Below are 12,509 nucleotides of genomic sequence, written 5' to 3'. Positions count from 1 at the left end.
GGTTAAGAAATGATTGCCAGTATTCAATAGTGATCATGTTTGTACAAACGGGACTAAAGATTGATCAGGCTATTGAGTGTTTTATGATCGACCCATCCTTGCTCAAGGGCCACACCACCCATGTGCGTGAATGGCTGGGATGGTTCGCCCAGATCGGACAGAATAGTCACCGCACCGCTAAAATTTTGTGAACGGGTATAACCGCTGACGGTAATGAGGGTGGAAAGATTTGCTGCTCGTGCTGATTTCAAACCGTTCTCCGAATCTTCAATGGCGATGCATTGCGGCGCGGTTAGTTTGAGCTGATCGAGCACCCAGTGGTAAATATCCGGCGCTGGTTTTTTCAACGGTACAATGTCGCCGGCACCGATCACATCAAACCAGCCGATCGATTCTTCACCTAGTGTCGATTTAAGCAGCGCGGTGACATTTTCCATCGTCGTCGTGGTTGCGATCGCAAGCTTTACTTTTTCCCGGCGCAACTCGTGAATCAACCGGGCGACACCCGGACGTAACGGGATGTTGCCGGTTTCCATCAACGACTCAAAATGCTTGGTTTTGGTTTTGTGCAAACTGGCGATCCATTCGGTCAGATTACTTTTATCGAGCTCGGCGGGCGCGTATCTTTCCATGAAATAGCGAATCCGCTCCTTGCCACCGGTGATTTGCAGTAACTCACCATAAAGATCGATATCCCAATTCCAGTCGAGATGGAATTGTTTAAAGGCAGCATTGAAAGCCAGGCGATGACCGTCCTGTTCCGTGTCGGCAAGCGTGCCGTCAACATCAAATAGTACAGCTTGTAATTTATTATTTGTATTCATTGTATTAGTTGTAGTAAGTGTTGAATCAGTGATAGCTGGCGCGTTGCAAACGATCCGTGACGGCTAACCATCCCGGATGATCTGGCGGCGCCTCAACGAGCAGATAATCAAATGCTGCCCGGTCAAACTGCCGTAATCTGGCATACAGTTGCTGGCCATACGCGACAGGATCGGACGGCATGGCGAATTGTTCGATGGATTGACTCAAGGCGGGCCGTGACTGAGCGCTATGGGACCAGGTTATGACCAGTATGCGCAAATCTTGTTCCGCCAAAGCCACTGCGCGCTGCCATAGTTGCTCCGCAGGGTAAATTCTCAATGGCGTTGCCGGTGCATAATGCGCGGGTAAGGATCCAGAAGTACGGATGGTTTGCTGGCCATTGTGCGGCAGCAGAACCGGGCCTTCCAGCACCGTCTCAAGGGCGGATACCGCAATTCCTCCCGGTCTGAGTATTTGCGGTAAGTCATCGTGAAAACTAATGATGGTGCTTTCCAAACCGACGGCACACGCACCGCCATCCAGGATCATATCGACTTCCGGACCTAATTCTTGCTGCACGTGCGCGGCTGTGGTCGGACTGATACGCCCGAACCGGTTGGCCGATGGCGCCGCCAATGCTTTTTCCGGCCCCAATGCTTGCAGCAAAGCCAACGCGATGGGATGCGCTGGCATACGCAACCCTACAGTATTCTGTCCTCCCGTTACGCAATCGGGTATGCGCCGGTTGCGCTGCAGGATGATTGTCAAAGGCCCGGGCCAGAAGTGCTGCGCCAGCTTCCAAGCGGATTCCGGTATCGCTTGCGCCCAATAATGTAAATGAGTGATAGCGCCAATATGGACAATTAGTGGATGATCCGCAGGGCGTTGTTTTATCCGGTATATCTTGTGGATAGCGGAAGGATTGGTGACATCGGCACCCAGACCGTAGACAGTCTCAGTTGGAAACGCAACTGTTCCGCCTGCGCATAATATCTGCGCAGCAGCAGTAACCTGCTGTTGTTGCTCCGTGGTTAACCCGGACTGTGGTGTGGATAGCGTTGGTTCCATTGTTGTAACTTTCGATTCTCAATTTAAGGCAAACGCTCATGCTATGGAGCGGCGAAATGAATCACGGTGTATTGTCATGCCAGTCATACCCCAGTATGCCTTGCATCATCCGCACGATATGAAAGCTTAGCCAATTCACGATGTAGTTGCGCCATGAAAAGATACTTTTGCTGGCCGGTGTCACAGGGACCGATTGCTGCTCAATGGCCATTTTTAAACTGGTTCTTAAGGTAGCGGCAAATTCGCGATCTTCAATGACGACATTGGCCTCACGCGCGAGCAGCAAACTAAATGGGTCAATATTGGAAGAGCCGACTGTGGCCCAATGCTGATCAATGACTGCTACTTTTGCGTGTAAATAACTGCGATTATATTCATAAATTTTAATTCCCGCCCCCAAGAGATTTTCGTACAGGGCTTGGGTGGCATGATACTGCAAGCGGTATTCGATTTTACCTTGCAGCAAAAGTTCGACTTGCACGCCGCGCTGTGCGGCATTCTTCAGCGCGTTGCTGAATTTTCTTCCTGGCAGAAAATAGGCGTTGGCAATAATAATTTCGCTATGTGCCTGATTAATAGAATCCAAATAAGCGTGTTCGATATCGTGACGATGCCGCCAATTATCGCGTATTAGCAATGCGGCTTTTTGATTTCCGCATGGCTCCCCCGATGGTTTAATCGCGGCAGGATGAACCCAGCGCTTCTTAAAATGCGCCCAAGCGACGATCAGCCATAAATGCCGCGCCGCCTTATGGATTTGCATCAGTAACGGGCCGCGGATAATGACGGCATAATCGAAACGCGGGGTCAGATTTTCCGGGTTATGTTCGTCGTCGATGATATTGATTCCGCCGATAAAAGCGGTTTGTGCATCAATGATCACTAATTTGCGATGCATACGACGCAACCGGTAGCGGCGCGGTTTTGAGAAAATATATTCCGGCCGGAATATAAGTACTCTTATGCCCGCTTGCAGCATCCGCTGTATTTCTTCCCGGGGGAAATCCTGTGAACCGAAACCATCAAGCAGCAGAAATACCGCTACACCACGCTGAGCCGCGCGTTTTAAAGCATCGGTGATTTTTTGGCCAATCGCATCGTATTCAAAAATATATGTTTCGAGGTGGATTTCAGTGTGTGCTTTGTCGATTGCGGCTTCTAGTTCCGGAAAATACTCAGCGCCATTGTGCAATAAAGTGATTTGATTGTTCTCAGCAAAGTGAAAATTTCTCATGGAGAAAACAAAGGCTGTACCGGTGTGATAAGCGTGAACGCGCGATCAACCAGCCGATGGAAATCTTCCGGAATGTTGCAACACATGGTGGGCGGATTTCCCGACATGGATTGATGCGACGCGATTACGAGATGCTCAGCATTCTATCCAGCGCCACTTTTGCCAGTTTGGCTTCGTGTTCAGGCACTTTGATCTGATTGACCACATTGCCATTAACCAGATTTTCCAGTGCCCAAGCCAGATGCTGGGGATCGATCCGCGCCATGGTCGAACACATACACACCATCGGTGACATGAACTGGACAATCTTGTCCTGTGATTTGAATTCCTCGGCGATCCGGCTGACCAGATTCAATTCCGTGCCAACCAGCCAGCGTGTGCCGCTTTTCGCGGCTGCGATGGTTTTTATGATGTATTCCGTCGAACCGACATAGTCCGATGCCTTGCACACTTCAAAGCTGCATTCCGGGTGCGAAATGACAATGCCATCGGGGTGTTGATTGCGGAAACGGATAATATGCTGCGGCTGAAACATTTGATGTACGGAGCAATGACCTTTCCACAACAGAATTTTGGCTTTCTTGATTTGTTCGGGCGTCAATCCGCCCATCGGTTCGTCAAAATTCCATACCACCATTTCATCCAACGGAATGCCTAATTGATGCCCGCTCCAGCGGCCCAGATGCTGGTCAGGAAAAAACAGCACTTTTTCGCGCCGTTTGAACGACCATTCCAGAATTTTACCGGCATTGCTGGAGGTGCAGACGATGCCTTCGTGTTCCCCGCAGAACGCTTTCAGGTCGGCGGCGGAATTGATGTAGGTTACGGGGGTAATCACTTCATCGGGATTCAGTATTTCCGCAAGCTCACGCCAGGCGCGTTCGACGTTGGCGAGATTGGCCATGTCGGCCATGGAGCAGCCGGCCGCCATGTCGGGCAGAATAGCGATTTGCGCCGGACTGGAAAGCATATCTGCAACTTCCGCCATGAAGTGCACACCACAGAACACCAGATAATCAGCATCCGTCTGCGCGGCAAGATGGGAAAGCTTTAAGGAGTCACCGGTCAAGTCTGCGTGCCGGTATACATCGGCGCGTTGATAGTGATGAGCCAGAATGACGGCGCGCTTCCCCAACGCTTTTTTGGCGCTGATGATGCGTTGTGCACATATTTCATCCTGCAGTTGATCATACTGTTCAAATTCAAAGGCTTCTTGATGCATTGCGATCTTATTCTTCCCAATTTGTTGATTGAATGATGAACATTACTCTACTTTAAGATATAGATTCAAGCTGAAATTTAAAGGACTGCGGTGAAAATCTATTCACAAAATGAGAATTAGTGTTCTGTTATAATTCATGAAAGTGGAAATTTTAATCGGCAGTGGTCGTCCGATTCCAAATTGCCGCGGTTAGAGAAACGAATAAAATTTCCAGATGAGCGCTCGCCTACATATCAGATCTCCTTTGATTCTCATAGTTTTGTTGATCTTTTTGACTTTCTGGCTGGATCGTCTGACCCGGCCGCTGGAACAAATTAAGGATGATTATTTGTATCGCAATCCGGATTATATTGCGGAGAATTTATCCGGCATCCGGATAGAATACGAACATGCGGTTCAGCGTAAATTCACCGCGCAAAAATTATTTCATTATCTTGATGATAAGGTTACGGAATTGGAGCATGTCAATTTCACCAATATCGAGCCGGAAAAACCGTTGATACGTTTGTTTGCGGATCGGGCGGTCATAATCAGTAAAGGTAAGGATATTTATTTAACCGGAGATGTGACAGCCGTCAGAGGAGCGGATGATGATAAAAGCAAGATTACTTTAGCGACTAATTTCTTGCATCTTATTCCGGATGAAAGCTTGATTAAGTCAGATCAGGCCGTAGCCATTTCTAGATTCAAGACCACGGTTAATGCGAATGGACTGGAGTTCAATAACCGCACCGGGATAATACAGCTCCTATCCAATGTAAAAGCTGTTAATACAAAGTAATTGAATAAAATATGAAGATACTGTTCGTTATTGGTTTTACTAGTTTATTTTTTATCCAACCGGCAGTGGCTGAGCGAGCCGATCGTGAAAAACCGATCCGTCTGGAAGCGGATCACGCCACGGTGGAGGATGTGAATCGTAAGGAAGGCAGCCGGATTAGCACATTCACCGGAAATGTCGTACTGACGCAAGGAACGATGCGGATACTGGCTAATAAAGTGGTGATGAAGGAGGATATGCAAGGATTCCGGCATGCCACCGCAACGGGAGACTTGGTGAGTTTCCGGCAAAAGCGTGATCGTATGAATGAATACGTTGAAGGATGGAGCGAACGGGCGGAATACGATAGTAAAGCGGACAAGATTGAATTGTTCCGGCAAGCGCGGTTGAAGCGCGGTTCCGATGAAGTGCAGGGCGACTATATTTCCTATGACATGAACACCGAGTTTTTCAAGGTTGTCGGCAGCAAAGAGCGCGGCGTTGAAAGCGGTCCCGATAAACGGGTGCGCATCACCATTCAACCTAAAAACAGACCCGAAGAATGAATCACCGATTAAAGCGTGGAATAAATCTCATAAAATGAGTGAGTTAAGAGCGAATAATTTAAAAAAACGCTATAAATCACGTACGGTTGTGCAGGATGTTTCTTTTTCACTGAGCAGCGGTGAGGTGATTGGCTTACTGGGGCCCAATGGTGCCGGTAAGACGACCTGCTTTTACATGATTGTCGGCTTGGTGCCGCTGGATGGCGGCGGAATTTATCTGAACGATCAGGATTTAGGTCAGATGGCGATTCACCAGCGCGCAAAACTCGGATTAAGTTACCTGCCGCAAGAAGCTTCCATTTTCCGGCGGTTGACCGTTGAAGAAAATATTCTGGCGATACTGGAGTTGCAGCCTTTTGATGAAGACACGAAACAGCGGTATTTAGATGACTTATTACACGATTTGCACATCAGTCATTTGCGCGATAATGCCGCAATCAGTCTGTCCGGAGGTGAACGCCGCCGTGTTGAAATAGCGCGTGCATTGGCGTCCCAGCCGCGGTTTATTCTGTTGGATGAACCGTTTGCCGGCGTTGATCCGATTGCTGTCATCGATATTCAGAAAGTGATTTCCTTTCTAAAAGAAAGGGGGATTGGTGTTCTCATTACCGATCATAATGTGCGCGAGACTTTAGGAATCTGTGACAGGGCTTATATCATCAGCGAAGGCCACGTGCTGGCCCAAGGTAAACCTGAAGAGATCATCAATAATGAAAAAGTTAGAGAAGTCTATTTGGGGGAACACTTCCGGCTATAGCGTTCCGGGCGGACTGCAACTGAATCGATTGGCGATTATTGTTTTTTCAGGATTATGAAGCAGACACTCCAATTAAAGGTATCGCAGCAACTCAGACTGACTCCCCAGTTGCAGCAATCTATCCGGTTGTTGCAATTATCCACCGTTGAGCTGAATCAAGAAATTGAAAGAATGGTGCAAGAGAATCCATTGCTGGAATTGGGGGAAGAATGGGGCGCCCCGCCAGCGGTTGTCTCATCCGATAACCCGGAAACCGCTTCCGAATCAGCAGATTCTGACGCTATCTCAGCAGAAGTGGAATCGACCGAAGTTAAAGCGGAGCGCGAAGAAGATTTTGAGCATGATCCAGAATGGCAGCAGGACAATATTGTCTCTTATGGTGCTCCTGAAGATGATGATCTGGATGGACCGCAAATACCTGACAAGCCGTTAAGCTTGCGGGAGCACTTGAATTTTCAAACATGTCTGAGTCAGATTTCCGAGCGTGAAAAAATAATTATCGGGCTGCTAATCGACAGTCTGGACGATGATGGCTATCTGTTACAGGACTTAAACGAGTTGATGACTCTGCTGCCCTCGGAATTGAACATCGGTTCAGATGATTTGCAGAGTGCGCTGCAACGTTTGCAGCATTTTGATCCTGCGGGCGTGGGGGCGCGTAATTTGCAGGAATGCTTGTTATTGCAGCTACAGGCGATGCCAAGTAATGCCGGTCACCGTGATCAAGCGATCAAGGTGGTGCGAGATTATCTGGAAATTCTAGCTTCTCATGATTTCGGTCAAATAAAAAAGCTGTTGGCGTGTGATGATGAAAGCCTTCGTGCGGTCAACAAACTGATTACCAGTTTGAATCCTAAGCCGGGTGCTCAATTTGGTTCTCATAGCGAACGCTACATTGTGCCCGATATTACGGTGACGAAAAGAGGCGGCGTATGGGTTGCGCATCTTAATGCGAATGCGATTCCGCGCCTCAATATAAACCATCTCTATGCTAACATACTCAAACAGGAGCATCATTCCGCGCGTCAATTAGTCAGTCAGCTGAATGAGGCCAAATGGTTAATAAAAAATATACAACAACGCTTCAATACCATTCTGAAAGTAGCCAATGCCATCGTGGAGCGGCAGCAGCAATTTTTTGAACACGGTGCGATTGCTATGCGCCCGCTGGTGCTGCGCGAGATTGCGGAAACTTTGGATCTGCATGAGTCCACAGTATCACGGGTAACGACACAAAAATTTATGTATACTCCGCGAGGTATTTTTGAGCTCAAATATTTTTTTGGCAGCCATGTTGCCACAGATTCAGGCGGTGCTTGTTCAGCCACGGCGATTCGTGCGTTGATCAAACAATTGGTACAGGAAGAAAATCCAAGGAAGCCGCTGAGCGATAATAAAATTTCAAGTATTCTTGAGCAACAGGGTATTGTTGTTGCGCGTCGAACCATTGCGAAGTACCGGGAATCGCTACAGATTCCCGCGGCAAATCTTCGCAAGTCCATTTAATCAAATTAGAGGAAGGATATGAACCTTAAACTTACCGGTAACCATGTAGAGATTACTGATGCCATGCGTGATTATGTCACTTCAAAAATCAGTAAAATTAAACGCCATTTTGATCATGTCATTGATGTCAGCGTCATTCTCTCGGTTGAAAAGCTTAAGCAAAAGGCTGAAGCTAATGTTCATATACGCGGTAAAGATATTTTTGTCGAAGCCGACAGCGAAGACATGTACGCATCGATTGATAGTCTGGTAGACAAACTGGACCGGCAAATCCTCAAACACAAGGAAAAAAATCTTGAACGGCGCAATCATGGCGCGTTGAAAGATCAAGAGCTTGAACAATAATAAGATGCCGCGAGTCATGCGGTTTCAGCATGATTCGCGGCATTATCATTTAGAAGAAAGTATTCCATTTTCCATGAATCAAATTTCGCAATTGCTGCCATTGACGAATGTCATTGTCGATCTTGATGTCAGCAGCAAAAAACGTGTTTTTGAACAAGCCGGATTGTTATTTGAAAATACGAATCAAATTGCGCGCAGCCAGGTTTTCGATAGCCTGTTTGCGCGTGAGAAACTCGGCTCAACCGGATTAGGGCAGGGTGTCGCTATCCCGCATGGCCGGATCAAGGGATTGCGCGAAGCGATCGCTGCGCTGGTGACCATGAAGGAGGCGATACCGTTTGATGCGCCTGACGGTCAACCGGTTAATATTGCCTGCATTCTGCTGGTTCCGGAAAAAGCCACTGACAAGCATTTGCAGATTCTAAGCGAGCTGGCGCAGATGTTCAGTGATAAGCAGTTTCGTGAAAGCATCCTGAAATGCAAGGACGCTGCGGAGATCCATAAGCTCATTACCGACTGGGAACCCAATGTCGCGAATTAGTATTGCACAGCTTTTCGAGGATAAAAAAGACAAACTCAAACTGACCTGGATCACGGGTCAGGCCGGCGCCGCCATCGAGCTGAGCGATGAAGAGATCGCGCAATCGGGGCAGGGTATGATCGGTCACTTGAATTTCATTCATCCGGACTGGATTCAAGTCATCAGCAGTGATGAAATTCATTATTTGAACAAGCTGGAAGCCGCTTCACTGGAGAAAAAGATCAATCAGCTCACGCAGATTAATCTGGCCTGCATCATTGTCGCGGATAACGCCGAAGTGCCGCCGCCGATCTTTAATATGGCGAGCGCAAACAATATTCCGTTGCTGCATTCGCCTTATCCCGGCTTGGAGGTGATCTGGTTGATCCGCACCTATCTGAGCACCGCGCTGGCGCCATCGTGCAGCTTGCATGGCGTGCTTTTGGATGTGCTCGGCATGGGGGTGATGATAACCGGCGAAAGCGGGGTCGGTAAAAGTGAATTAGCGCTGGAATTGATCAGCCGCGGTCATGGCTTGGTTGCAGATGATGTAGTGGAATTACGGCGTATCGCACCGGAAACATTGGAAGGTCTCTGTCCACCGATGCTCCGGGACTATCTGGAAGTGCGCGGTCTTGGCATGCTGAACATCCGCACCATTTTCGGTGAAACGGCGGTGCGGCGGCGCAAAAACATGAAATTGATCGTGCATTTGCAAAATGGCGGCGGATCCAGCTCAGGTCAGTTGGAGCGCCTGCCGATCAGCGATCTGACCGAGAACATTATGAGTGTCGATATCCGCAAGGTTGTTATTCCCGTCGCGGCTGGCCGTAATTTGGCTGTTTTGGTGGAAGCGGCGGTACGGAATTACGTGTTGCAATTGCGCGGCATTGATGGCACGAAGGAATTCATTGAACGCCACGAACGTGAGATGAATAACGAATTAACCGATAAGAATTAATCCCGGCGCGGATAAATTCTTGCGTGTTTATTTTTCTCAGTCTTTCCGGGAGCGATCTCCAGGTCAACACGGATGTTATGAACAATCCTCAAACAATTACCTTGGCGTTGACGGGCGCATCGGGCATGCCGTACGGTATTCGTTTGCTGGAAATGTTGTTGCGGGAAGGCAAACAAGTCTACCTGCTGTATTCAAAAGTAGCGCAGATTGTTGCGCAACAGGAAATGAATCTGGCGTTGCCATCCAGCGCCAAGGAAACGGAAGCATTCTTTAGCCGCCGGTACCAGGCGCCGGATGGACAATTGCGGGTGTTCGGACGCGAGGAATGGTTTGCGCCGGTTGCTTCCGGTTCTAACCCGGCCGATGCGATGGTGATCTGCCCATGCACCATGGGTACCATGGCTGCGGTCGCTGCCGGTCTGAGTCAGAATTTGATTGAGCGCGCAGCCGATGTCATGTTAAAGGAACACCGGCCGCTCATTATCGTCCCAAGAGAAACGCCGTTTTCTGTCATTCATCTGGAAAATATGCTCAAACTGGCGCGAAGCGGTGCAATCATTCTTCCAGCCAATCCCGGTTTTTATCATCATCCACATGCGGTGCAGGATCTGGTGGATTTCGTCGCAGCTCGCATTCTGGATCACTTGGGTGTCAAGCATGATCTGATTGCGCGCTGGGGAACGGATAACTGACGCTCGTTTTATTCTCCGGTTGTGTTACTGAGGCGTATCTTGCAGTATCGAAGCAGGCATGAGCTGATGATCCTTAGTGCGAAAAATTCCAGCTTCGGTTACCACATAGTGCATCGAGATATCGTGTGCTTGCGGATAAATACTGTCGAGCCGTTGCAGCTCAAAAGCCACACCGATGGTCAGCGGCTGGCGTTCGTAAGTAGCCAAGGTGCGGTCAAAGTAACCGCTGCCGTAACCTAACCGGTAGCCATGTTGATCAAAACCGACCATCGGTATAATCAGAGCATCCAACCGGACAATCGGAGTTTCCAGCGGGACTGGAATACCGTAAGCGCCGCTTTTCATCGGTGTATCCGGCGACCATTCTCGGAAACAAAGCGGCTCGTTTTTGCTGGTTATTTCCGGCAAAGCAAGGATGGCGCCCTGTTGCAAAAAATACTGGGCGATCGGGCGCGGATCGTATTCGCCGCGAAATGGCCAATAAATCCCGATGATCATTTTCTGCGGTTGTTGCAAACCTTGCTTGAGAAAGCCGGAAATGGCCCGGCTCCATTGTTGATGGATTTCCGCCGGGATGGCTTCGCGGGCTGCGATTAAATGCTTGCGCTGCTGTTTCTTCCATTCCGGTAAATTGTCCATGAGTCTTAATTTAAACGCGGTGAATGGCGTTGTCAGATAAAAAATTTTGTTTTAACAGTTTTCTGACCGGCGCCGGAATACCTTGTTCAAGCGCATCAACCGGGTTGATCCAGATTGATTCTGGTTTTGTAATCCCAGAGTCCGGCACAACATGGAGCAAGCGCGGATGAATGCGCAGCTTGAAATGTGTGAATTGATGATCCAGAACCGGTAACTCAAGCGGTGAGTGAACCTTGACGCCAAGCTGATGCTGGCAATAATGAATCGCATCGGTACCGGTTTCGATTTCCGGAGGGCACCACAATGCTCCCCAGATACCCGAAGAAGCTCTTTTTTGCAAAAGCAATTTCTGCTGCCACATTAGCAATAAAAATACGGTTTCTTTTTGTGGCAGCGCCTTACGGGGTTTGGCGGACGGCAATTGATTCACACGTTGTTGCTGGAATGCAGCGCACTGTGACTGCAGCGGGCAGACTTCACAGCGCGGAGTTTTGCGTATGCAAACGGTAGCGCCCAGGTCCATGAGCGCCTGCGTATAGGTTTCAATTGCACCGTCGCTGTAGTCAACGGGCAGTGATTCTTCCGCTTTCTCCCACAGCAGGCTCTGAACCCTGGTTTCTCCGGGATAACCGCTAATGCCGAAATAACGCGTCAAGATTCGCTTAACGTTGCCGTCCAGGATCGCTTCGCGTTGGCCAAAAGAAAAGACGGCGATAGCGGCGGCGGTGGATCGCCCGATTCCTGGCAGTTGCTGAATAATTTCCCGGGCGGCGGGAAATTGGCCTTGATGATCCTGCATAATCCTTTGAGCCGTCCGGTGCAGATTGCGCGCGCGTGAGTAGTAGCCAAGTCCGCTCCACAAAGCCAATACCGCATCGAGTGGTGCTTGTGCCAAACTAGCAACGGTTGGGAATGTCTGCATAAACCGGGTGTAATAAGGAATGACCGTATTGACTTGCGTTTGCTGCAACATAATTTCAGATAGCCAAATCGCATAGGGATCGCGACTCCGTTGCCAAGGCAAGTGGTGACGGCCATGGTCGGAATGCCAATGGATAAGCCGGGATGCTATAAACGACATGAAAGCTCAAATGCGCCGGAGCAGGTGACCTGGAAAAACTGTCATGATTGCTATATTGCGATCACTCTTTGGCAAGATTTACGGGAAAATGACTTCACTGAATTTGGCATTGGGTGTTAGCACTTCCATTTTGGCGAGACGGATTAATTCGACTTGCTGCCGCGTATCGCTATCGATCACCAGGCATTCATTTTTCTCGGGTGAATTGACAATATCGATGGCTTTTCCTTCGATAATTTGATCGTTTTTTAAGATGAGTTTCAGCTGGTAGCCGTACATGCAAGCAACCTCCACAAAATCATGAAGATCGCATGAAATTGCGTCTTGAGTCATGGTGATGAATCCTTAAATGAT

The 12,509-nt window shown here is 48.8% G+C and carries 15 protein-coding genes; 8 read left to right on the top strand and 7 right to left on the bottom strand.

What is annotated here, in order from left to right; genetic code table 11:
- Positions 1–53: 53 nt before the first annotated feature.
- From DU481_RS09625 to nadA, 4 genes are all read right to left on the bottom strand, one after another.
- Positions 54–824 (bottom strand): HAD family hydrolase, encoded by a 771-nt coding sequence (locus DU481_RS09625; RefSeq protein ID WP_350134063.1) that lies wholly within the window; start codon positions 822–824, stop codon positions 54–56.
- 25 nt (positions 825–849) lie between these two features.
- Positions 850–1,872 (bottom strand): L-threonylcarbamoyladenylate synthase, encoded by a 1,023-nt coding sequence (locus tag DU481_RS09620; RefSeq protein ID WP_350134061.1) that lies wholly within the window; start codon positions 1,870–1,872, stop codon positions 850–852.
- Positions 1,873–1,933: 61 nt separating this feature from the next.
- A complete protein-coding gene (gene clsB, locus DU481_RS09615) occupies positions 1,934–3,106 on the bottom strand; it encodes a cardiolipin synthase ClsB (protein ID WP_350134060.1) in 1,173 nt (390 codons plus the stop codon).
- Positions 3,107–3,230: 124 nt separating this feature from the next.
- Positions 3,231–4,328 carry a quinolinate synthase NadA gene (gene nadA / locus DU481_RS09610; protein ID WP_350134059.1) on the bottom strand — a complete coding sequence of 366 codons (1,098 nt, stop codon included), beginning with the start codon at positions 4,326–4,328 and terminating at the stop codon, positions 3,231–3,233.
- A 244-nt stretch (positions 4,329–4,572) separates the two neighbouring features.
- Here nadA and lptC point away from each other — a divergent pair, with 244 nt between their 5' ends.
- The 8 genes from lptC to DU481_RS09570 all read left to right on the top strand — a co-directional run bounded on the left by lptC (position 4,573) and on the right by DU481_RS09570 (position 10,435).
- Positions 4,573–5,109, top strand: a complete 537-nt coding sequence (gene lptC, locus DU481_RS09605; protein ID WP_256206178.1) for an LPS export ABC transporter periplasmic protein LptC — start codon at positions 4,573–4,575, stop codon at positions 5,107–5,109.
- Positions 5,110–5,120: 11 nt separating this feature from the next.
- The gene (gene lptA, locus DU481_RS09600) at positions 5,121–5,654 is read left to right on the top strand and encodes a lipopolysaccharide transport periplasmic protein LptA (protein WP_350134057.1); all 534 of its coding nucleotides are present in this window, start codon (positions 5,121–5,123) and stop codon (positions 5,652–5,654) included.
- A gap of 34 nt (positions 5,655–5,688) precedes the next feature.
- Positions 5,689–6,411 carry an LPS export ABC transporter ATP-binding protein gene (gene lptB / locus DU481_RS09595; RefSeq protein ID WP_350134055.1) on the top strand — a complete coding sequence of 241 codons (723 nt, stop codon included), beginning with the start codon at positions 5,689–5,691 and terminating at the stop codon, positions 6,409–6,411.
- A 54-nt stretch (positions 6,412–6,465) separates the two neighbouring features.
- The gene (locus DU481_RS09590) at positions 6,466–7,917 is read left to right on the top strand and encodes an RNA polymerase factor sigma-54 (RefSeq protein ID WP_350134053.1); all 1,452 of its coding nucleotides are present in this window, start codon (positions 6,466–6,468) and stop codon (positions 7,915–7,917) included.
- Positions 7,918–7,935: 18 nt separating this feature from the next.
- Entirely contained in the window at positions 7,936–8,262 is a 327-nt protein-coding gene (gene hpf, locus DU481_RS09585; RefSeq protein ID WP_090318606.1) for a ribosome hibernation-promoting factor, HPF/YfiA family, read from the top strand.
- 73 nt (positions 8,263–8,335) lie between these two features.
- On the top strand, positions 8,336–8,803 hold the full coding sequence (locus DU481_RS09580; protein WP_090318670.1) for a PTS sugar transporter subunit IIA: 468 nt from the start codon (positions 8,336–8,338) through the stop codon (positions 8,801–8,803).
- Entirely contained in the window at positions 8,790–9,743 is a 954-nt protein-coding gene (gene hprK, locus DU481_RS09575; protein ID WP_350134051.1) for an HPr(Ser) kinase/phosphatase, read from the top strand. The genes DU481_RS09580 and hprK overlap by 14 nt, the downstream gene beginning before the upstream one ends.
- A 77-nt stretch (positions 9,744–9,820) precedes the next feature.
- Entirely contained in the window at positions 9,821–10,435 is a 615-nt protein-coding gene (locus tag DU481_RS09570) for a flavin prenyltransferase UbiX (protein ID WP_350134050.1), read from the top strand.
- Between the two features lie 24 nt (positions 10,436–10,459).
- Here DU481_RS09570 and DU481_RS09565 read toward each other — a convergent pair whose 3' ends face one another.
- The 3 genes from DU481_RS09565 to DU481_RS09555 all read right to left on the bottom strand — a co-directional run bounded on the left by DU481_RS09565 (position 10,460) and on the right by DU481_RS09555 (position 12,488).
- Entirely contained in the window at positions 10,460–11,074 is a 615-nt protein-coding gene (locus DU481_RS09565; RefSeq protein ID WP_350134048.1) for a 5-formyltetrahydrofolate cyclo-ligase, read from the bottom strand.
- Positions 11,075–11,084: 10 nt separating this feature from the next.
- The gene (gene mutY / locus DU481_RS09560; protein WP_350134047.1) at positions 11,085–12,155 is read right to left on the bottom strand and encodes an A/G-specific adenine glycosylase; all 1,071 of its coding nucleotides are present in this window, start codon (positions 12,153–12,155) and stop codon (positions 11,085–11,087) included.
- A gap of 78 nt (positions 12,156–12,233) precedes the next feature.
- Positions 12,234–12,488 (bottom strand): Rho-binding antiterminator, encoded by a 255-nt coding sequence (locus DU481_RS09555; protein ID WP_350117112.1) that lies wholly within the window; start codon positions 12,486–12,488, stop codon positions 12,234–12,236.
- Positions 12,489–12,509: the final 21 nt, after the last annotated feature.

This window comes from Nitrosomonas sp. (genome assembly GCF_040240425.1).
GTDB lineage: Bacteria > Pseudomonadota > Gammaproteobacteria > Burkholderiales > Nitrosomonadaceae > Nitrosomonas.
This window is presented reverse-complemented; position numbering and strand designations above follow the sequence as displayed.

What these genes read in the sequence shown, in the direction of transcription:
- DU481_RS09625 (WP_350134063.1), bottom strand. Translation starts at nt 824, where the DNA reads ATGAATACAAATAATAAATTACAAGCTGTACTATTTGATGTTGACGGC.
- DU481_RS09620 (WP_350134061.1), bottom strand. Translation starts at nt 1,872, where the DNA reads ATGGAACCAACGCTATCCACACCACAGTCCGGGTTAACCACGGAGCAA.
- clsB (WP_350134060.1), bottom strand. Translation starts at nt 3,106, where the DNA reads ATGAGAAATTTTCACTTTGCTGAGAACAATCAAATCACTTTATTGCAC.
- nadA (WP_350134059.1), bottom strand. Translation starts at nt 4,328, where the DNA reads ATGCATCAAGAAGCCTTTGAATTTGAACAGTATGATCAACTGCAGGAT.
- lptA (WP_350134057.1), top strand. Translation starts at nt 5,121, where the DNA reads ATGAAGATACTGTTCGTTATTGGTTTTACTAGTTTATTTTTTATCCAA.
- lptB (WP_350134055.1), top strand. Translation starts at nt 5,689, where the DNA reads ATGAGTGAGTTAAGAGCGAATAATTTAAAAAAACGCTATAAATCACGT.
- DU481_RS09590 (WP_350134053.1), top strand. Translation starts at nt 6,466, where the DNA reads ATGAAGCAGACACTCCAATTAAAGGTATCGCAGCAACTCAGACTGACT.
- hpf (WP_090318606.1), top strand. Translation starts at nt 7,936, where the DNA reads ATGAACCTTAAACTTACCGGTAACCATGTAGAGATTACTGATGCCATG.
- DU481_RS09580 (WP_090318670.1), top strand. Translation starts at nt 8,336, where the DNA reads ATGAATCAAATTTCGCAATTGCTGCCATTGACGAATGTCATTGTCGAT.
- hprK (WP_350134051.1), top strand. Translation starts at nt 8,790, where the DNA reads ATGTCGCGAATTAGTATTGCACAGCTTTTCGAGGATAAAAAAGACAAA.
- DU481_RS09570 (WP_350134050.1), top strand. Translation starts at nt 9,821, where the DNA reads ATGAACAATCCTCAAACAATTACCTTGGCGTTGACGGGCGCATCGGGC.
- DU481_RS09565 (WP_350134048.1), bottom strand. Translation starts at nt 11,074, where the DNA reads ATGGACAATTTACCGGAATGGAAGAAACAGCAGCGCAAGCATTTAATC.
- mutY (WP_350134047.1), bottom strand. Translation starts at nt 12,155, where the DNA reads ATGTCGTTTATAGCATCCCGGCTTATCCATTGGCATTCCGACCATGGC.
- DU481_RS09555 (WP_350117112.1), bottom strand. Translation starts at nt 12,488, where the DNA reads ATGACTCAAGACGCAATTTCATGCGATCTTCATGATTTTGTGGAGGTT.